The sequence below is a fragment of the Pseudomonas sp. AC229 genome, from assembly GCF_979254655.1.
Genome location: NZ_CEEDHK010000001.1, coordinates 285,195 through 305,178, shown reverse-complemented (window position 1 = coordinate 305,178; position 19,984 = coordinate 285,195). Strand labels below are relative to the sequence as shown.

16 protein-coding genes are annotated in these 19,984 nt (G+C 61.7%); 12 read left to right on the top strand and 4 right to left on the bottom strand.

Going from position 1 to position 19,984, the window contains the following annotated elements; genetic code table 11:
* Positions 1-25: 25 nt before the first annotated feature.
* The 9 genes from AC0IW7_RS01335 to AC0IW7_RS01295 all read left to right on the top strand — a co-directional run bounded on the left by AC0IW7_RS01335 (position 26) and on the right by AC0IW7_RS01295 (position 12,576).
* A complete protein-coding gene (locus AC0IW7_RS01335; RefSeq protein ID WP_463550449.1) occupies positions 26-727 on the top strand; it encodes a lipopolysaccharide kinase InaA family protein in 702 nt (233 codons plus the stop codon).
* Position 728: 1 nt separating this feature from the next.
* Complete coding sequence (locus AC0IW7_RS01330) at positions 729-950, top strand: hypothetical protein (protein ID WP_471815448.1); 222 nt, start codon at positions 729-731, stop codon at positions 948-950.
* Positions 951-1,134: 184 nt separating this feature from the next.
* Positions 1,135-2,076, top strand: coding sequence for an AEC family transporter (locus AC0IW7_RS01325; RefSeq protein ID WP_471815447.1), 942 nt, complete (start codon positions 1,135-1,137; stop codon positions 2,074-2,076).
* Positions 2,077-2,196: 120 nt separating this feature from the next.
* On the top strand, positions 2,197-2,985 hold the full coding sequence (locus AC0IW7_RS01320; protein ID WP_122494214.1) for a DUF2135 domain-containing protein: 789 nt from the start codon (positions 2,197-2,199) through the stop codon (positions 2,983-2,985).
* Between the two features lie 61 nt (positions 2,986-3,046).
* The gene (locus AC0IW7_RS01315; protein ID WP_471815446.1) at positions 3,047-4,771 is read left to right on the top strand and encodes a DUF2138 domain-containing protein; all 1,725 of its coding nucleotides are present in this window, start codon (positions 3,047-3,049) and stop codon (positions 4,769-4,771) included.
* 26 nt (positions 4,772-4,797) lie between these two features.
* Positions 4,798-5,418, top strand: coding sequence for a DUF1175 family protein (locus AC0IW7_RS01310; RefSeq protein ID WP_241000584.1), 621 nt, complete (start codon positions 4,798-4,800; stop codon positions 5,416-5,418).
* Positions 5,415-10,130: an alpha-2-macroglobulin family protein gene (locus AC0IW7_RS01305; protein ID WP_471815445.1), complete on the top strand. Its 4,716-nt coding sequence runs from the start codon at positions 5,415-5,417 to the stop codon at positions 10,128-10,130. Before AC0IW7_RS01310 ends, AC0IW7_RS01305 begins: the two co-directional genes overlap by 4 nt.
* Positions 10,131-10,133: 3 nt before the next feature.
* The gene (locus AC0IW7_RS01300; protein ID WP_471815444.1) at positions 10,134-11,768 is read left to right on the top strand and encodes a DUF2300 domain-containing protein; all 1,635 of its coding nucleotides are present in this window, start codon (positions 10,134-10,136) and stop codon (positions 11,766-11,768) included.
* A gap of 4 nt (positions 11,769-11,772) precedes the next feature.
* Positions 11,773-12,576, top strand: a complete 804-nt coding sequence (locus AC0IW7_RS01295; RefSeq protein ID WP_471815443.1) for a YfaP family protein — start codon at positions 11,773-11,775, stop codon at positions 12,574-12,576.
* Positions 12,577-12,603: 27 nt separating this feature from the next.
* Here the strand turns inward: AC0IW7_RS01295 and AC0IW7_RS01290 are convergent, their stop codons facing one another.
* A complete protein-coding gene (locus tag AC0IW7_RS01290; protein WP_471815442.1) occupies positions 12,604-13,407 on the bottom strand; it encodes a SirB1 family protein in 804 nt (267 codons plus the stop codon).
* 166 nt (positions 13,408-13,573) lie between these two features.
* Here AC0IW7_RS01290 and AC0IW7_RS01285 point away from each other — a divergent pair, with 166 nt between their 5' ends.
* Positions 13,574-14,599, top strand: a complete 1,026-nt coding sequence (locus AC0IW7_RS01285; protein ID WP_471815441.1) for a Leu/Phe/Val dehydrogenase — start codon at positions 13,574-13,576, stop codon at positions 14,597-14,599.
* A 153-nt stretch (positions 14,600-14,752) separates the two neighbouring features.
* Positions 14,753-16,009 carry a hypothetical protein gene (locus AC0IW7_RS01280; protein WP_471815440.1) on the top strand — a complete coding sequence of 419 codons (1,257 nt, stop codon included), beginning with the start codon at positions 14,753-14,755 and terminating at the stop codon, positions 16,007-16,009.
* A gap of 53 nt (positions 16,010-16,062) precedes the next feature.
* Here AC0IW7_RS01280 and AC0IW7_RS01275 read toward each other — a convergent pair whose 3' ends face one another.
* Positions 16,063-17,337 (bottom strand): uracil-xanthine permease family protein, encoded by a 1,275-nt coding sequence (locus AC0IW7_RS01275; protein ID WP_471815439.1) that lies wholly within the window; start codon positions 17,335-17,337, stop codon positions 16,063-16,065.
* Positions 17,338-17,340: 3 nt separating this feature from the next.
* A complete protein-coding gene (gene upp, locus AC0IW7_RS01270) occupies positions 17,341-17,979 on the bottom strand; it encodes a uracil phosphoribosyltransferase (RefSeq protein ID WP_122452495.1) in 639 nt (212 codons plus the stop codon).
* 262 nt (positions 17,980-18,241) lie between these two features.
* On the opposite strand from upp, the gene AC0IW7_RS01265 reads away from it, so the two are divergent.
* Positions 18,242-18,799, top strand: coding sequence for a hypoxanthine-guanine phosphoribosyltransferase (locus tag AC0IW7_RS01265; protein WP_463383680.1), 558 nt, complete (start codon positions 18,242-18,244; stop codon positions 18,797-18,799).
* Between the two features lie 251 nt (positions 18,800-19,050).
* Here the strand turns inward: AC0IW7_RS01265 and AC0IW7_RS01260 are convergent, their stop codons facing one another.
* Entirely contained in the window at positions 19,051-19,968 is a 918-nt protein-coding gene (locus AC0IW7_RS01260) for a dihydrodipicolinate synthase family protein (RefSeq protein ID WP_471815438.1), read from the bottom strand.
* Positions 19,969-19,984: the final 16 nt, after the last annotated feature.

The window sequence follows — 19,984 nt, the reverse complement described above, 5'->3', positions numbered from 1 at the left end:
CTATCTTCTGTACAGGACATCACGCATGACACTAGCGCTGCACTCGCCGACTCCCGGTCTGTTCGAACAATGGTGGCAACAGCAGGGCGAGTGGGTTGAAGAGCCCAACAGCAGGCGCGGCGGCACCAGCGGTGTTCAGCGAATTCACGACCGAGACGGCAGCCTGTTGTATGCCAAGCGCCAAGTCGGCCACATCTACCACAGCTTCTTCCATCCGTTCGGCCGCCCTACGGTGTTGCGCGAAGTAAAAGCGCTGACCTCGTTTGCGCGCTTGGGCATCAACGTGCCGAAAGTGGTGTATTGCGGCGCCGAGCGCGGTGTCGATAACGCCTGGCGCGCCCTACTGATCACGGCCGACATGAAAGGCTTCATTGAAATAAACCAGTGGCACGCTGGTGGCGGGCGCGAACGTCACGGCGAAGCGTTTCATGGGCGGGTCATGCAAGCGGTGGGCGCCATGATTGCGCGCATGAACAACGCGCGCTGGCAGCACAACTGCCTGTACTCCAAGCACGTGTTCATTCGCGTGGAAGGCGAGGGCGAGCACGCCACGTTCGAAGTGGGCATGCTGGATTTGGAAAAGTCGCGCCGTCGCCTGACCCGGCAGCAAGCCGCTCGTCACGATCTGCGTCAATTGCGCCGCCATTCGTCGTGGAGTTCAGCAGACTGGCAACAGGTTATCTATGGTCATTCCACGGCGTTTGGCAGCGCTATCAAAGGGTTGTGACATGAAGCTAGATATTGCACGAGGTATTTTCCTCATCGGCGCGTTGGGTGTGGCTTCTTTGGCGGCGGCGGCCTGGCATGAACCGGGCCCGGAAGTTCTGCACTCGGCATCGGCAGCGAAGCAGTGTTCGATGCCGATGAAACTGAAGTCTGCCGCGGCCGTTCGGCCCGATCAGGATCTGCTGTTACTGATGTTCGGCCTCGCGCAAGGCGGCACGCGCTAACCGCTCCCGCTTTCTGTAGGAGCGGCTTTAGCCGCGATTGCTGGCACGAGCAGCGCGGCTAGAGGCCCCTTACCCAGTCGCTCCCACAAGGTTTGACTGGACCGGGCCTCGCCCCGCAGGTCGCGCTCCCAGGCGTGGTGGCTTATCATTAGCCACCTAACGACACCCGCCCGGTCTGCTTCCCATGTTCGCGATCATCGCCGCCACCTTCGGCATCACCATGCCGGTGTTTGCCATGCTGTTTCTCGGCGTTTTCCTCAAACGCCTGGCCCTGATCGACAGCCATTTCATCAATACCGCCTCGGCGCTGGTGTTCAACGTCACCATGCCGGTCATGCTGTTTCTCGCCATTATTCACGCCGACCTCAGCACCGCGATGCAGCCTGCCGTGCTGGGTTATTTCGTGCTGGCGACCGTGGTGGGCTTTCTGGTGGCGTGGGGTTGGGCGATCTGGCGGGTGCCGGTGGCCGATCGCGGGGTGTATACCCAAGGCGCCTTTCGCGGCAACAACGGCATCATCGGCCTGGCCCTGGCAACCAGCCTTTATGGCGACTACGGCCTGTCGCTCGGCGGCATTCTGGCCGGCGTGGTAATCCTCTCGTACAACAGCCTTTCGGCAATCGTGCTGGCTATCTATAGCCCCAGCGCCAAGTCGGACGTGTGGAGCATCAGCAAAAGCATCATCTGCAACCCGTTGATCATCGGCGTGCTGTCGGCCATCCCGTTCGCGTACTGGAAAATTCAATTACCGGTCTGGCTGACGACTTCCGGCGAATACCTGGCGCAACTGACGTTGCCGCTTGCGCTGATCTGCATCGGCGGCACCTTGTCGCTGGCGTCGTTGCGTAAGAGCGGGGCGCTGGCTGTCAGCGCCAGCCTGATGAAAATGGTCTGGCTGCCCATTATCTCCACCGCCGGGGCGTTCGCTTTCGGCTTTCGTGGCGCGGACTTGGGTGTGCTGTTTCTGTACTTCGCCAGCCCGACGGCAGCGGCCAGTTTTGTCATGGCCAAGGCGGCCAATGGCAACCATGAACTGGCAGCGGCAATCATCGTTATCACCACACTGGTGGCGGCGGTTACGACGAACATCGGCATTGTTTTCCTGCAATGGGGCGGCTGGATGTAAGCCGCTGACCCTGGGCGGTGTGAGCCATTCGGTAACTCTTACAAAATGTGTCGCAAGGTCATTGTCAGGCTCGTGAGCTAGCGATACCTTTGCCGCCTTTCGCACGCTAAAGGATTACGCATGCGCTCCCTGCTGTTGTTCTGCCTGGCCGCTTTCTGCGCCTGTGTCGTGGCTGAACCTTCTGCTGACTTGCAAAACCCGGTCGCCGGCTGGCGATACTCCGGGCTGCTTGAGCGCGCCGACGATGCGCGCGTGGCATACCCGACGCCGCCGATTGACCGTGGCGCCCAGCGCGGTCGCACCCTTATTCAAGGCACCCTGAAAAACCTGCAAGGCAGCCGCCAGCCCCACCGCCTGGTCGTCAATGGCAATCCGCTGCCGTTGTACACCGACGACCAAGGCCGCTTCGTGCGCCCTTACAACATGGGCGCCGGTTCCAACAGCGTGGAAGTGGTGAGCGGTGACGGCCAGTCGCTCAAGCGTGTGCAGTTTTACGAAGCCAATCACAGCAAAACCCCCGCCCAGGTGCGTATCGCGCTGGGCTGGGACGACCCCAAAGCCGAACTCGACCTGCATGTGGTCACCCCCGACGGTCAGCACGCCTTCTGGGCCGACCCGGTAATGAGTAATGGCGGCGGGTTGGACACCGACAGCGTCGACGGCCCCGGCCCCGAGATGTTCACCATGACCGCGCCGCTGCACGGCCGCTATCTGGTGTTCGTCAACTACTGGGGCAACCTCAACAATCAGGGTTACAACTTCGACGAAGGCAGTAATCAGAACGAAGTGATCACCGCGCAAATAAACCTGGTGTTCAACGAAAACACGCCGAACGAAAAACGCGAGACCTTTATCGTGCCGTTGCGCGGTATTGGTGATCTGCAACTGATCAAGTCATTCAACTATTGAGCTAGCGCCCGCACGCGGCGCCTGGCTACCAGCGACGCACGGACGAATTGGGGTTTCTTACATGAGCGATAACACCACCCAGAACGGGGAAACCGGTTCCACGGAAGGCAAAGCCGGGCGCAAGCGTCGCGTGCTCATCGCCCTGGCGGTTGCCGTGCCGCTGGTCGCGGGTGCCGGTGTGCTTGGCTGGTTGCAGCAGCACATGGCACCGCCGCGCACGCTGGCCGACGCCAGTGAATTGCAGCTCGACCTGCAACATCCGCAGGTTCTGATCGAAAGCGAATCGCTGAGCCGTCTGCCCAAAGACCTGCTGGCCGTGCCGCTGCTGCGCGACACCCTCACCGAAGACCTGGTGTTCTATTACGAAGCCAACCCCGATCGTCTCGGCCTCACCGGCAGCCTGCGTCGCATCATCTATGAGCACGACCTGCAGTTGCAGGACACCCTGCTCGAACAGTTGCTCGACCAGCCGGCCCAAGTCGCCCTCTGGCGCGGCGCCGACGGCAAGCTGAAAAACTTCGTGGTGCTGATGGAACGCGGCGGTCTGGCGCGTTTGCTCGAGCCGCTGGCCCACGTGGCCACCGACGACACCCAACTGCGCAAAGTGGCCGAGCTGCAAGTGGATGGCGACGCCGTGCCGCTTTACCGCCTGCGCTACAACGGCGAGCGCGCGCTGCTGTTCGCCAGCTACGGCGACAAGCTGGTCATGCTGTCCAACCCGAGCATGTTGCTCGAAGGCGATTACGACGGCGCCAACCTCGGCAAGGGCGCCACCGAAGCCGTGGAAGCCATGCTCAATGGCGACACCGTGTTCACCGAGGCCTTCGGCCTGAAAGAGCGCGGCGAGCTCAAGCAGCGTATTTCCCTGGGCAGCGACTACGTTGCCATGGGTTACCAGCGCTTTATTCCGAGCTTCGCCGGGCTGCGTTTTGAAATGGACGGTGCTGGCTGGCACAGCTTCCTGGCGCTGAACGACAGCGGCGAAAAAACCAACCTCGACTTCAACCCCATCTGGCGCGCCATGCCCATGGGCGCCAGCGCCTGCGTGGCGTTGCCCGTAGCGCCGACCGTGCATGAAAAAATGCTCGCCAAGGTCGGCGCCCAGCCAGACGTGGCCAAGCAACTGGCCGAGCACATGACCGGCGCCGCCGGCCTGTGCTGGTACCCGAACTCGCGTCTGCACAGCCCCTTGCTGGTCGGCCAACTCGACGACAAAGCCGGCACCAGCCTGGATGAAAACCTCGGCAAGCTGTTCGGCTCGGTAATCGGTGCCTGGGAAGCCAACGTAGAAGGCGGCATCTTCCCGCTGAGCGACGAAACCCGTGCAGACGGCACCCATGTCTGGCAGCGCGAAGTCAGCTCCAACTTCGGCCAATACCCTGTCAGCGAAGCCGAAGTGCCCGACGCCATGGCCGCCAGCGGCTTCTTCCGCGTGAGCATGGCGCGCCAAGGCTCCACGCTGCTGTTCTCCCTGGACGACAGCATCGTCAACAAAGGCCTGGACGCGCTGAACAAACGCTTCCCGCCGTTGGCCGACGTATTGCCCAAGGACGCCGTAGTGCCGGCCTACCTGGCGCCGTCCACGCTCTCGGCCTTGTTCGAGCAGGAAACCCTCGACGCGCTGCCCAGCGACATCGAGCCGGTGTTCCGCAACGCCGCGCAAACCCTGTTGCTGCCCAAGCTGAAAGCCTTGGCCGGGCACAACAACTACGCCCTGACCCTGCCGGCCGACGCCGCGCCGGACTCCAACTGGCAGTGGCTGCCACTGGAGTGGCGTTCGCTGTGAAATCGCGCGCTGCCATCACGCTGGTGCTGCTGGGAAGCCTCTTGCTGCCCACGCTCGCCTGCGCGACTGCATCGGCCATAACGCCGCTGGATGCCGAGCAGTCGCAGATTTTCCGCGCCTGGTTTGTGCGCATCGCACAAGAGCAACTGCGCCAGGGCCCGAGCCCGCGCTGGCATCAGCAAGACTGTGCCGGCCTGGTGCGCTTTGCCGCCAACGAAGCGCTGAAAGTGCACGACGCCAAGTGGCTGCGCGCCAACGGCCTGAGCAACCGCTACCTGCCGCCAGAACTGCAGGTGCAAAACGAACAACGCAGCCTGGCCCAGCAATGGCAGCAGGGCGGCGGCAAGGTTGGTCCGTACGTCAACGCGATCAAATTGATTCAGTACAACAGCCAATTTCTGGGCCGCGACCTTAACCAGGCGCGCCCGGGCGATCTGATTTTTTTCGACCAGGGCGATGAGCAACATCTGATGATTTGGATGGGCCGCGAAATCGCATACCACACAGGCACCACCACGCCGACCGATAACGGCATGCGTTCGGTCAGCGTGCAACAACTCATGAAATGGAAGGACACCCGATGGATACCCGACGATTCCAATCCGAACTTTATCGGCATCTATCGCCTGCAATTCCTCGCTCGATGAAACTGGCCCTAGCCCTGGTCGCCAGCGTGCTCCTGCCCCTGAGCAGCCTGCACGCCGAAGACACGGTAAACCCCAGCGGCTATTCGCCCGTGGGCGGGGAGTCGTTCTTCCTGCTGGCTGATGCCAGCTTCGCCACCGACGAAGTGGCCCAGGTGCGCCTCGAAGCGCCCGGTCGCGATTACCGTCGCTACACCATGGAACCTTACGGCGGTGTGGACATGCGCGTGTACCGCATCGACCAGCCGCTGGAATTCCTCAAGCGCCAGAAGAACCTGCACCGCGTCGTCGCGGAAGGGCAGTTCAAGGGTGAAGGGCTGTCCAACACGCTCTCGTACCTGTGGGATAACTGGTACCGCAAATCCCGCCGGGTGATGCAGCGCGCGTTCTCTTATGAGTCGCGCAAGAACGTCACCGAAGAAGCGCCGGAACTGAAAATGGGCACGGCCATCGCCACGCCTACCCAATACGAAAACACGCCGCAATTTGCGCCGATGAAAGGCCTGCCGCTGGTGGCGCAATTCCGCTATCCGCTGTGGGATGCCAAAGCCATCCAACCGCCTAAAGGCGTGGAGTTGGCCGGTTCGTCCAGCGACTTCGTCAGCGTTAACCCCGGCAATGTGTATGTGCCGTTGGGCAAACTGAAACCCGGCTTGTACCTGGTCGAAGCGCTGGTGGGTAAATACCGCGCCACCACCATGGTGTTCGTTTCCAACACCGTGGCGGTGAGCAAAATTGCCGGCGACCAATTGCTGGTGTGGACCGCGCGCAAACACGAAGGCAGCGTGGTGCCCAGAGCCAAGGTGCTGTGGAGTGACGGCCTGGGCGTGATGAGCAGTGGTGAAACCGATGAGCAAGGCCTGCTGCGCCTGAAACACGCCAGCCCCGAGCGCTCTTATGTGCTGGGCGAAGACAGCGAAGGCGGCGTGTTCGTCTCGGAAAACTTCTACTACGACAGTGAAATCTACGACACCAAGCTCTACGCCTTTACCGACCGCCCGTTGTACCGTCCGGGCGATTGGGTGGAAGTGAAAATTCTCGGCCGCGAATTCAAAAACGCCCGTGATTCGGTAGCGCCCACCAGCGCGCCGGTGAAGCTCACCGTGCTAGACGCCAACGGCACCGCCCTGCAAACCCTCGACCTGAACATGGACAGCAAAGCCGGCAGCCAAGGCCGCTTCCAGTTGCCAAGCAACGCCGTGGCCGGTGGTTACGAACTGCGTTTCGGCTACCGCGACCAGCAATACAGCAGCGCCTTCCGCGTGGCGGACTACATCAAACCGCACTTCGAAATCGCCCTCGACCTGGCCAAGCCAGACTTCCGTACCGGCGAAGAAGTGAAAGGCAATCTGGTGCTCGTCTACCCCGACGGCAAGCCGGTAAAAGACGCCAAAGTGCAACTGACCTTGCGCGCCCAGCAACTGTCGATGATCGACAACGAATTGCAGTACCTCGGCCAATTCCCGGTTGAACTGGCGACCACCGAAGTCACCACCGACAGCCAGGGCCGCGCCGAGCTGAAACTGCCCGCCGCCGACAAACCCAGCCGTTACCTGCTGACCGTGTTCGCCAGCGACGGCGCGGCGTACCGCGTGAAAACCAGCAAGGAAATCCTCATCGAACGTGGCGCCGCCCGTTACCGCCTCAGCGCCCCACAGCGCTTCAGTGCGGCCAAGGAAAAAGTGCGCTTTAGCTACCGCAGTGAAACCGCTGCCGGGCAGAAAAAAGAGACGCACAAACCGGCGCACTACGAATGGGTTCGCCTGGAAGACCAGAGCAAAGACGACGGCAGCCTGGCCGCCGACGCCGATGGTTTCGACCTGAGCTTCGAACGCCCTGGCAGCTACAGCATCACCATCAAAGACAAAGACGGCCTGATCCTCGGCGCCACCGGCCATTCGGTCAGCGGCGAAGGCGTGAAAGCGGTCGCTGGCACCATTGAAATCGTGCTGGATAAAACCGAATACAAAGCCGGCGAAGAAGCCCTGGCCTTGATCACCTTCCCGGAACCGGTAGGCGATGCCCTGCTGACCCTGGAGCGTGATTCGGTAGAAGCCACCGCCTTGCTGAGCAAAGGCGCCGACTGGCTGAAGCTGGAGAAACTCAGCGACACGCAATACCGCGCGCGCATTCCGGTTACCGAGCAGTTCTCGCCGAACCTGACGTTCTCTGCCCTTTACACCAAAGGCGGCGACTACAGCTTCCAGAACGCCGGCATCAAAGTGGCCGCGCCGCAAATCGACATCGCCATCGCCGCCGATAAAGAGCAGTACCAACCGGGCGACTTGGTCACCATCGACCTCACCACCCAGTTCGCCGGCAAGCCGGCCGGTACGCGTCTGACCGTTAGCGTGGTGGACGAAATGATCTACGCGCTGCAACCGGAAATCGCGCCGAGCATTGACCAGTTCTTCTACCACCCGCGTCGCAACAACGTGCGCACCAGCGCCAGCCTGTCGTTTATCAGCTACGACGTGGCGCTGCCGGGTTCGCCCACCGCGCCGGGCAAAGCCAACCGCAGTGACCGCAGCGTGAAAGTGCTGGAGCGGCCGCGTCGTGAAGAAGTCGACACCGCCGCCTGGCAGCCTGACCTGGTCACCGACGAAAACGGCCACGCCAAACTGACCTTCCGTATGCCCGACTCCCTGACCCGCTGGCGCATCACCGCGCGCGCCGTGAGTGACGCCGGCACCGTGGGCCAGAAGAAACAGTTCATCCGTTCGGAAAAACCGCTGTACCTGAAATGGAGCGGGCCGACCCAGTTCCGCGCGGACGACCAACCGGCCATGGGCGTGTTTGTGTTCAACCAGGGCGAACAGGCGACCAAAGCTGAACTGGTCAGCCACTTCAACGGCCAGGAAAAACGCACACCGATTGACCTGGAAAAAGGCATCAACTACCTGCCGCTGCCAAAAGTGCCGGTCGCGGCGGGCGAGTGGAAAGCCGAGCTGTTGCTCGACGGCAAGCCGGTGGACGCGCTGAGCGTCACCCTGCGTACCGTTGGCAAAGGCTGGCAAGACCTGCAAACCCAGCGCGTGGCCGCCAACGCCGGCGCCAATGCCCTGCAACTGCCCAGCGATGCCCGTGACATCAGCGTGCGCCTGGACGACAGCGCCAAAGCGTTGTTCAACAGCAACCTCGACGACCTGCTGGAATACCCGTACGGCTGCGTGGAGCAAACCGCCAGCCGCTTGCTGCCGTTGAGCCTCGCCTATCCGTTACTGAGCAAGGCCGAGCAAGGCAATGCTGAAGGCGGGCGCATTGAAAAACGCGTCACCGACCGCTTGCGTCTGATCATGCAGAACAGCCGCCTGCGACTGGTGCAAATGGCCGGGCCGGAAGCGTTGTTCACCTGGTGGGGTGAAGGCGCCGAGCCGGATGCCTTCCTCACTGCTTACGCCTACTACGCCGACTGGTACGCCAGCAAAGCGCTGGAGCTGAGCCTGCCTGCCGATCACTGGCAGCGAGTGATGGACATCTACGCCAAGCAGGCCGCGACCACGCCGCTGCTGCAACGCGCGCTGATCCTGGCCTTTGCCAAAGACATGAACCTGCCCATCAATACCCTGGTGGAAGGCTTGATGACCGACCTGGCCAACCACGACGCGCAGGCCAAGGCCGACGCCGAAGTGGCGGCGAAAGTCGATGCCGCGACCCAACCTAGCAACGAGAACGAGGGTGAAGCCGAAGTAGCGGCTGACGCACCGCGCACCGACGTGGCCAGCGTGCAACCGGCCGACGCCGAGCCGACTCCGAGCGACGACGGCCTGACCAGTCTGGTTCTGGCTGCGCCTAACTCCAAGCTCGGTCTGGCCGTTGCCCGTGTGCTCACCGCCGAGCTTGCCAAGCAGAGCAAAGTGACCGCGCCTGCTGCGTTCAGCGCGCAGCTGCCGGCCGCGCAAGAGGTGGTGTACGCCAGCGAGCATCCGTTCGTGGCCAGCCTCAAAGCCAAGCTGGCCGGCGTCGATCAAGGGCAGGCCAAGGCCTTGCTGCAACGTCTGGCGCCTGAGCAGTCGACCCTGGAGCGCGCCCTGGCGCTGACCTGGCTGCAAGCGGCCAGCCAGCAAAAAGCCGCGGCCAGTGAACTGAAACCGGGCGAAGGCTGGCAGGCGCAACAGCGCGCCAGTGGCGAAACCCAGTGGGTGTGGGTCGGCAATGGCGTGCCGAGCAACCTGGAACTGCCCGCCTCGGTGACCGAGCCGGTTAACGTCGCCGTCAGCTACCGCAGCGCGCAGAGCAAACCGGGCGTGTTGCCGGTGACGCTCAGCCGCCGTCTGCTGCGTCTGGTGCCGGGCGATGCCGCGTTCGAATTCAGCGTGAAGGAAGTCGGCGAAGGCGAAGCCATCTCCGGCGACGACCTGTACCTGGACGAAGTCAGCCTCAGCAGTGAAGACGCTCGCGCCCTGCGCTACGGCTTGCTGGAAGTGCCGCTGCCGCCAGGCGCCGACGTGGAACGCACCACCTGGGGCATTCAAGTCAGCGGTCTGGATTCCGAAGAAGCCGCGCCGCTGGAAAAAGCCCGCTACGAAGACGGTCAACTGCTGTACGCGGTGCCGGTCGACAGCCTGCAAGGTGGCCTGACCGTGCGGCACTTGGTGCGCTTCTCGCAGAAAGGCGAATTCTCGCTGCCGCCAGCGCGCTACGTGCGCATGTACGCGCCGCAAGATCAGGCACTGGAAAGCGAACCGAGCTACGGCAGCCTGAAGGTCGAATAAGTCGTGCGCCTTGGCTGGTTGTGCATTGTGTTGTTTCCCCTGCTCGCCAGAGCCGGGGACGCACCGCTGCAACTGGCCATTGGCGCCGCGCCGGGCACGCAACTGCTGCACCTCAATCAGCAAGGAGTGACGAGTCGCGGCCCGTTGCCGGCCGACCTCAGCGCGCCACTGGGCAGCCTGTGGAAATTGTTCGTGTATGCCTATCTGGTCGACACGCACAAACCCGAAGTGGGCTACACCTGCAAAGGTCAGGACCGCGACGAGGTGTATTGCTGCAAAGCCGGTGAACGCATCGAACGGGATCAGGCGCTGACGCAAAGTTGCGGTCTGTATTTTTCCCCCGCCAACCTCAAACTCGATGCCGCCGATTGGCGCGCCTACTGGCAGCAACGCCAGGCGCCGTTGTGGCTGAGCGACATGGCGCAGTTGCAACCGCAACAGCGCGTAGCGGTGGGTGAATTGCTGCAACAACTTGCTAGCTTGCCGGCGCAGGAGCAGGCGCGGCGGGTATTGCTCGACGTGATGCTGCATGCCCCCGACGGCGCCACCCTCGGCGCGCTCGGCAGTCGCTTACGGGTGAAAACCTGGAGCTGGCTGGCCGACCACGATGCCCAGGCGCGCCAAGGTGGTTTTGCCGGCTGGTTGGTGGATGGCACTCCGGTTTGGGCGGGCGGCGTGGGCACCAGTCAGCGCATTCTCAAAGACTATGCGCAGGCCGTGGGCAGTGCGCTGCCAACACCGTCACCCCTCGACCAGGGCCGCTGCGTGCAGGTGCAGTTGTTCGCCCGTTACCCGGTTCGCCAGGTGCGCAGCAAAGCCAGCGGGCAACTGGTCGGCGCCGGTGCCTTGCGCGGCGATTACGACGTGCAGTTCGCCAACGGCAACCGCTTGCCCATCAGCAGCGAAGGCGAATTGTTTGTCGGCGCCGATGGCCAGCTCACCGCGCGTCTTAGCCGCGAAGACTACGTCGCCCGTGTGCTCGACCGCGAAGCCTCGGCGCAGCCGGCCGAAGCGGCGAAAGCGCTGGCCGTGACCATTCGCACCTACTTGCTGCAAACCGCCACCCGCAACGGCGAATGCCTGAGCATCAGCGACAGCAGCGCCAGCCAGCGCGTGGCGCCGCGCCCGGCCAGCGAAGGGGCCCGGCAGATTGCCGCCTGGACCACCGACCTGGTGTTAGCCGGCAGCCCGGTGAACTACCACAGCGACAAAGCGGGACCGGATCGTCTGTCCTGGCAACACGCCGTGGAACAAGCCGGGCAGGGCCTGCGCTACGACGCCATTCTCGCCCGTGCTTTTCCCCGCGCCAGCCTCAGCCGGTGGGACCAACCCACCGCCGCCTGCCAGGCGCTCGGCAACGGTGAAGAGTGGCTGAAGAAACAACAACGCGGCTGGCGCGAGCGCCTGCAACGCGAGCCCGGTTATGTGGAAACCAGCGACTTCGCCGTGTGCCAACTGAGCGGCGGCAAACCCCATGTCGACCGCGAGCGCCAACGCATTTTTGTTCGAGGCTTCTACTCCCTGCAGGACCGCCTCGACCTGACCCACGAATACTTGCACCTGGCCTTTGCCGCACACCCCAACGGCCAGGACGAAACCTACATCGAAGGCCTCGCCCGCCACCTACTTCTGGAATAGCCCCATGCGTGTACGCCTGACTGAAATCGCCCTGTTCCTCGCCTGCTTGCCGCTGGCGGCGCTCGCCACCGACGGCGTGCAAATCGACACGCCGGTCGGCGGCTGGCGCAAAGGCTCCGACGAGGGCGCGCACTTTATGCAGGAAGTGAATTACCCGGCTTCCTCAGTGAACAGCGCGGCCGACCAAGCCAACACCGCGCGCATTGCCGGGCAAATCACGGCCACGCCCAAAGACGCGAGCAAGCCGGCGCGCTTGATCGTCAACGGCATCAGCATGCCGCTCAAAGTGCAGGAAGACGGCAGCTTCGACCGCCCGTTCGTGTTCCCCTCCGGCAGCAACAGCGTGGAAGTACGCAACGCCGAAGGCACCGCCAAGCATCGCGTGCAGTTCTACAACCGCGGCAGCGGCGAAACCGCCGCCAAGCTGCGCGTGGTGCTGTCGTGGGACAGCGACAACACCGACCTCGACCTGCACGTGGTCACGCCGGATGGCGGGCACATTTGGTACGGCGATCGCTCGGCTGCCAATGGCGGAGCGCTGGACGTGGACGTGACCACCGGCTTCGGCCCGGAAATGTTCGCCTCGCCGACGCCGCTGAGCGGTGAATACCTGGTGTACGTGAACTACTTCGGCGGCGGCTCCAGCAGCGACGAAGAAGGCGTGGAAGCCCTCGAGCAAATTCTCACCACCGCGCAGGTCACCGTCATCACCCAGGAAGGCACCGCCAACGAAAAGCAGGAATCGTTCATCGTGCCCATGCGCGCCACTGGCGAGCTGACCATGGTGAAGCGCTTCAGCTACCCGTGATGAATTTGCCGCCGCGCCAGCAACGGCTCAATGCAATTCCGGCGTGGCCCGCAGCTGCCGCAAGCGTTCGCTGAGCAGCAAGCGCTGGGCCGTGTCCTCGCTCAGCAACAGCGCGTGTTCCACGTCGTAACGCTCGGCCTGCGGGCAGTCGAGCTGGCGGTAAATGTCGGCACGCGCCAAGTGGTCGACCAGATTCGGCGAGCCGAGCAACAACACCCGTTCCGCATCCTTTAACGCCGCCAGCGGCTCCTGCGCCTGCGTATGCAAACTGCGCAGGTTGCGCGACAGGCGCTGCAGCATCTGCCGCGCATTGCAGCTTTGCAGGTGCGTGGCGTGCAGCTCCGCTTTCGGGCCAAGGGTGCGCAGCAGCAAGTCGCGGCAGTCGCGGGTATACAGACGGCGCCCGCTGCTGGGATCCAGCAGATGGTCGGCACCGGGCACACGCAGCAAAAAATGGCCGGGGAAGTTAACGCCTTGCAGAGGAATGTGCAGGCGCTCGGCCAGCTCCAATGCGATTAGCGCCAACGACAATGGTTGCCCACGTTTGCGCAGCAGCACCTGATCGAGCAGGGCGGAGCGGGGCAGTAGAGGGCTGCTGTCGTCTTCGTGGAAATCGATTTCGCCCAGGCGCCGCAATAACGGTTGCGCCAGTTCATGGGCGGGCAGGTTGGGCAGACCGCTGCTGACCTGATGAACCAACCCGGTGAACTCACGCAGCACCTGTTGCGGCACCAGGCTGTCGTCGTGCTCAGCCGCAATCCATAGCGCGGCTTCAAACAGCGCAGGCGGTTCACGGTCCAGACAGGCAAGGCAGGCTTGGCGTGGGGTCATGGGCTTCTCCGGGTCGCCCTAGGGTTGTAGCGCTTAGCTAACACTTCGTCCAGCGCGGCGTTATGCCTGGCGTTGCGCAACGCGGCCTTGCTTATGCTCGCCTGGTCAGTTGGGTCGTATGCGGCCACCTATACTGCTCGGAACCACAACAATAAGGAGTCATCACATGTTCGCTTTAATGGAAGCGGCACGTGTCGAGGCCCTGCACTGTTTCAACGATGCGGCTACCGGGCTTCGGGCCGTTATCGTCATTCACAACAGCCGACTCGGCCCAGCGCTGGGCGGTTGCCGCTACCTCAGTTACCCCGACGAAAAAAGCGCCATCGACGACGCCGTGCGCCTGGCCCAGGGCATGAGCTACAAAGCCGCGCTGGCAGGCCTAAGCCAGGGCGGCGGCAAGGCGGTGATCTTGCGGCCGCCCGGCGTCGACAACCGCGCCGCCTTGTTCGAAGCCTTCGGCCGCGCCATCGACAGCCTTGGCGGCCGCTACATCACCGCCATCGACAGCGGCACCCTCAGCGCCGACATGGACTGCGTGGCGCAATTCACCCGCCACGTGACGAGCACCACCAGCGCCGGCGACCCCTCGCCCCACACCGCCATGGGCGTGTTCGCTGGCATCCGCGCCACTGCCCAGGCGCGCTTAGGCAGCGACGACCTGGAAGGCTTGCGCGTGGCCATTCAAGGCTTGGGCAACGTCGGCTTTGCCCTCGCCGAACAGCTGCACGCAGCGGGCGCCGAACTGTTGGTCAGCGACCTTGATCCCGGCCGCGTGCAACTGGCCGTCGAGCAACTCAACGCCCGGCCGGTGGCCAACGAAGCGCTGCTTTGCACACCGTGCGACATCCTTGCGCCGTGCGGCCTGGGCGGCGTTTTGAATTCGGCCAGCGTGGCCAAGCTGCGCTGCTCGGCAGTGGCAGGCGCGGCCAATAACCAACTGCTCAGCGCCAACGCGGCGGATGAACTGGAAGCGCGCGGCATCCTCTACGCGCCGGATTACGTCATCAATTCCGGCGGGCTGATTTATGTCGCCCTCAAACATCGTGGTGAAGAGTTGCCAGCCATTACCGCGCACCTCACCCAGATTGATCGGCGCTTAACGGAAATTTATGGCCACGCGCAGGCAGACAAACGCTCGCCCGCGCGGGTGGCGGATGCGTTGGCGGAGAAGATTTTATATGGAGCTTTTTAAGTTTTAGTTGGTTTAGGGCTAATTAAAAGATTGTTAACTTTGAAACACAGAGCAATCTTACCGTAGTTACGGTTGCGTCGATCTGAACTCAATAGACCGGGATGGTTAGGCTTCACCTGCACGTTTCTTCTTATTACGTGTTGGAGCTTAAGCATGAACAAATCAGCATTGTTATTAGTACTTTCCCTGTCACCGATATTTGCGGATGCCGCGACTCCCTGGAAGCCTTGGTGGGGCGCTTATGTCCGTCTTGATGACGACGGGAATATAGCGTGCGCAGTAATTGGGAACTCAAATGAATGCGGTTGGAACAGCAAAGCAGTTCCTTCGGCTAATGCCCGTTCATTAAGCTGCGGTACGCAGCACTTGAAAGCCCATGGCGTGACCGGTTATGACCAAGCTAACCATTGGTGCAATAAAGCGTATGCGGATCTATATGCGAATTGGGCGCCCGGAAATTACTCGGGATTTGACGTATACCTCGCCGAGAACCCGGCGGGTGATTTGATGTGCGACTCCGCCGATGGCAAGGGTTGCTACTGGAACCAGACCGCCAACTCTGCCGGACCGATCCGGCCTATCGACCCGCTGTTGTGTGGACCTATTCACAAAGCGATATACGGCGAAAACGCCGATGGCCCCGACCATTGGTGTCATCAGGCCCGGGTGTTGGTGGACTACCGTGACTTTTCCGAGAGGGATTGGGCCAACGCGAGCTTCGACTATGACCGGGGCTGGGCCGGAATAGGCTTCGGCCTGACCGGCACGCAGCGCGGCGCACCGGAGTCGATGAGGATTACCAGCAAAGATGGCTATCGTGGGCTCGGAATAAAGTCCCTGGTTCGAGATGCCCAATGGTTCAAGCAACATCCTACCGGGCCCTACAGCAAGGCGGACGGTGAGGCGCAGGACGATCTTTTTATGTACGGGAAGAAAGTGTGGCAGGCGGACGACGAGCCCATCGTCGTCATGCACATCTATCGACCCAAAGGCACTACGGTGTCGCTGCGCATGCCGTCGATATACAACAATCGCGGAGCTCAAGATAAGGGCACGCCTGGCATATGGCTAAAGCCTGAGGTCATCAGATTACGAACGGTGCAGGGTGATTTTTACCTGGAGGACCCGGCGCTCGAGAATACAGCGGGGCGTTGGTGGACGCTGGGAATGAAAATTACCAAAGAGGGCGACATCGAATATTACGCTGCATCGGATTGGCGCGATTCGCCGTTCGATCCTTCACTTCTGCGGGGAAAACAAAGCGCGCTGCTTGGCTCGTCGGCCTACAACGTTATTCGCCAGGCTGATGCTGTTGTGATGATTTCCAATGTATTGCCCAATAATGCCGAAGCGATAATTAGCGACATCCGTTATGGCATAAAAACGAAGAATCAGAAGAAGGCACCTTAGTCGGTGCCCAGCGGGGCGAATAGTCTTGTAAAGATTATTCGCCCCCCAATAATTCACACATCGATTTCGCCGTTGGCCTTGCGCTTCCAGCTGTCGTTACCCGGCAGCAGCAAATTCAAGGCGATGGCGACGATGGCGCACAGGGCAATGCCTTTGAGGCCGACATCGTCCGGGCCGGTGCCGGTGCCGACCAGCACGCCGCCGATACCGAACACCAGGGTCACCGACACAATCACCAGATTGCGCGCTTCGCTGAGGTCGACTTTATGGCGAATCAGCGTGTTCATGCCCACCGCCGCAATCGAGCCGAACAGCAGGCACAAAATGCCGCCCATGACCGGCACCGGAATGCTTTGCAGCAACGCGCCGAACTTGCCGATGAAGGCCAGCACGATGGCGAAGATGGCCGCCCAGGTCATGATTTTCGGGTTGTAGTTTTTCGTCAGCATCACCGCGCCGGTCACTTCGGCGTAGGTGGTGTTGGGCGGACCACCAAACAGACCGGCTACCGATGTAGCGATGCCGTCGCCCAGCAGGGTGCGGTGTAAGCCAGGTTTTTTCAGGTAGTCGCGGCCGGTCACGCTGCCAACTGCAATCACCCCGCCGATGTGTTCAATAGCCGGCGCCAGAGCCACCGGCACAATGAACAGAATCGCCTGCCAGTTGAACTCCGGCGCGGTGAATTTCGGCAGTTCCAGCCAAGGTGCAGCGGCGATTTTGGCGGTGTCGACCACGCCGAAATAAAACGCCAGGGCAAAGCCCACCAGTACGCCGGAAATGATCGGCACCAAACGGAAGATGCCTTTGCCAAATACCGCGACGATCAGCGTCGTCAGCAATGCCGGCATGGAGATCAGCATGGCGGTTTTGTACGGGATCAACTCGGCGCCATCGCCGGATTTGCCCATGGCCATGTTGGCGGCGATTGGCGCCATGGCCAGGCCGATGGAAATCACCACTGGGCCGATCACCACGGGCGGCAACAGACGGTCGATAAACCCGGTGCCTTTGATTTTCACGGCCAAGCCGAGAAAGGTGTAAACGAAGCCTGCCGCGACAATACCGCCCATGGTGGCTGCAAGGCCGAACTGGCCCTTAGCAAGGATGATCGGCGTGATAAAGGCAAAGCTAGACGCGAGGAAAACCGGCACCTGCCGGCCCGTCACGATCTGGAACAGGATGGTGCCCAGGCCAGCGGTGAACAACGCCACGTTGGGATCGAGCCCGGTAATCAGCGGCATCAGCACCAAGGCGCCAAACGCCACGAACAGCATCTGTGCGCCGGACAGCACCGTGCGCCAGAGTGGATCGTTGAAGTCGTCTTGCATCGCTTAGGCGTCCTTTTGCTTGGTGCCGAAAATCTTGTCGCCGGCATCGCCCAGCCCGGGAATGATGTAGCCGTGTTCGTTGAGTTTTTCATCAATGGAGGCGGTGAAAATCATCACCTCGGGATGGGCGTCTTGCACCGCCTTGATGCCTTCCGGCGCGGCCACCAGCACCATGGCGCGAATGTCCTTGCAGCCGGCTTTTTTCAGCAGGTCGATGGTCGCGACCATCGAGCCGCCTGTGGCGAGCATCGGGTCGATGATCAGCGCCAGGCGTTCATCGATTTCCGGCACCAGCTTCTCCAGATACGTGTGCGCTTGCAGCGTTTCTTCATTACGCGCCACGCCCACGGCGCTGACCTTGGCGCCTGGAATCAGGCTGAGCACGCCTTCGAGCATGCCAATGCCGGCACGCAGAATCGGCACGATGGTGATTTTCTTGCCGGCAATTTTTTCCACATGAACCGTGCCGCACCAGCCGTCGATGGCGTAGTTTTCCAGGGGTAGATCCTGGGTGGCTTCGTAGGTGAGCAGAGCGCCCACTTCCTGGGCCAGTTCGCGAAAGTTTTTCGTGCTGATATCGGCGCGACGCATCAGACCTAGCTTGTGGCGGATCAGTGGGTGGCGGATTTCGCGGATGGGCATGGGGTGGGCTCCGAACGTGCTGGCAAAAAATTGTGCCAAGAGTAAAGCATTCGATATGCCAAGTGGCGCCGTGACTGGGTGGTCGCCTACATTTCCTGTACCTGCGGACAGGAAATGTCGCCAACAGATACGCCGCGCATCATTGGCGACACGTGACCGATGGGGCTTGCCCCATGCCAAGGGGATGCGTACCTTTGCCGACTTTTATTTTGACGCCTTGATCAGGTTTTGATCAGCACCTAGACCCCGTGAGGAATAGCCCATGTCCGTCGATATCGCCCACATCCAGCAAGTGATGGCCGAGGCCGATTGCCTGTACAGCAACGCCGAGGTCGAAGTGGCCATCGACACCATGGCAGCTGCCATCAACAGCGAAATGGCCGAGAGCAATCCGGTGGTGTTTTGCGTCATGAACGGCGGCCTGATTTTCTCCGGCAAGCTGCTGCCCAAACTGAACTTCCCGCTCGAACTTTCGTACCTGCACGCCACGCGTTACCGCAACGAAACCAGCGGTGGCGAGCTGTTCTGGAAAGCCAAACCCGAGATTTCCTTCATTGATCGCGAAGTGCTGATCATCGACGACATCCTCGACGAAGGTCACACCCTGGGCGCCATCATCGACTTCTGCCGCCACGCTGGCGCCAAGCACGTGCGCATCGCCGTGCTGGTCGACAAAACCCACGACCGTAAGGCGCGGCCGGATTTGAAAGCGAATTACGTGGGCATGCCGTGTGTGGATCGGTATGTGTTTGGTTATGGCATGGATTACAAGGGCTATTGGCGCAATGCCCCCGGGATCTATGCCGTCAAAGGCATGTAATGGGTACGTAACCGATCGGCTGCGCGTCGGCCCTCCGGCGTTAAAAAGCCCTGCTGAAATGCTCATTGGCTACAGCCAACTCCGCTTTCAGCAGGGCTTTTTGCCTTGTAGGGCTCTAGCTCGCTCGATCTCGATTTTTGCTGGGTTTGGGATTTTTTTAAGGTCAAGGGCATCGCGGCTGAAGCCGCTCCTACAGACCGTGTAGAACTGTGGGAGCGGCTGGGCGGCATCCCGATTAGCCGCGATGCTTTTTACAACCCTACGTCCAACAACACCGGCCGCTTGGCCAGCGCTTTTTCCATCACGCTTTCTACAAACTGCCGGTCACTGTCGGGCAACGCCAGGCGCGGTGGGCGGGTGAGGGCGGTGCCGCGTTGCATGATCTGCTCGCAGAGTTTGATGCATTGCACCAGGTCCGGACGAGCGTCCAGGTGCAGCAACGGCATAAACCATTCGTACAGTGGCATTGCCTCGGCGAACCGCCCGGCTTTGGCAAGGCGGAACAACGTTTCGCCTTCTTTGGGAAATGCGTTGGACATGCCCGATACCCAGCCCACGGCGCCCACGGCAATGCTTTCGAGCACCACGTCATCAAGCCCGGCGAACAGCACGAAGCGATCGCCCACTTCGTTGCGCACGTCGATGAAGCGGCGGGTGTCGCCGGAGGAGTCTTTGAAGCAGACGATGTTGTCGCAGTCGGCCAGGGAAATCAGGATGTCGGGCGTCACGTCGTTTTTGTAGATCGGCGGGTTGTTGTAGACCATCACCGGCAGGTCGATGCTGGCGGCCACGCTGCGAAAGTGCGCGGCGGTTTCGAAGGGTTTGGAGGAGTACACCAACGCGGGCATCAGCATGATGCCGTCGGCACCTACGCGTTGGACTTCTTTGGCGACCTTGCTGGCGTTCAGGCTGGTGAATTCCGCCACGCCGGAAATCACCGGCACGCGCCCGGCCGAGGCGTCTTTGGCCACTTCCACCAGGCTGATTTTTTCCTCGACGCTCAGCGAGGTGTTTTCCCCCACCGTGCCGCAGATCACCAGACCCGATACGCCATCGCGCACCAGCCCGCTGATCACCGCATGGGTGGCGTCCAGGTCGACGGAAAAGTCAGCGCGAAATTGTGTGGTGACGGCGGGAAACACTCCGCTCCAGTTAGGCTTGTTGCTCATGTGCGACTCCTGGGAT